The organism is Elusimicrobiota bacterium (assembly GCA_016788905.1).
GTDB lineage: Bacteria > Elusimicrobiota > Elusimicrobia > FEN-1173 > FEN-1173 > JADKHR01.
Map to the genome: position 1 here is coordinate 1 of JAEURZ010000062.1, position 642 is coordinate 642.

General features: G+C 46.6%; 1 protein-coding gene. It reads right to left on the reverse strand.

Annotation, left to right across the window (positions count from 1 at the left end):
• On the reverse strand, positions 1-511 hold a 511-nt coding region (locus JNK54_10805; GenBank protein ID MBL8024746.1), incomplete at its 3' end, for a hypothetical protein.
• Positions 512-642: the final 131 nt, after the last annotated feature.

The following is a 642-nucleotide window of genomic DNA, read 5'->3' on the forward strand; positions in this document are numbered from 1 at the left end:
AATTTTCCTTTTCCTGCATACCATTAGACCAATCTTCCAAATAACAATTACAGCGAATGCCCACCTTGGCGCAATATTCCACTGTTTTAGTAATGTCATCGACATGCTGGGAAGGTGTCTTCTTTAGCTGATTCTGGAGGTGCTTTAAGGACCCCTTCACCAACAGATTCATAACATTCCCGCCACCCTCGCGGATCCAGTCAGCACTTTTATTCAGGTCGCAAAACCCCAGGACTTCAATCCTTTCCAAGACTCCTGTTTTTCGAGCCCACGCTGTGATTTTCCTCAGAGATTTCCCCTCACCTTTAGAGACTCGGGCACTTGCAACCTCGATGCGGTCGACCCCAATTTTTTCGATCAAAACATGGGCCAATGTAAGTTTCTCTTCCGAGGTTAAAGCTACACCCTGAGTTTGCTCTCCATCTCTCAAAGTGGTGTCCATAAACTCCAAACGAAAGTGATTTTCTTTCACCCCCGCCTTAACCTTCTTTGCATTTGGTGTTCTCCTCATTTTTTGACCTCTTTATTCCTTTGCTCTTATCGGTCCAAATTCGAACCAGTTAGGCCGCCTGCCTTAGTTTAAAAAACTCCGCTGGGGTCTTCATCCCCAACGCCGAATGGGGGGCGAAGGTGTTGTAGTCC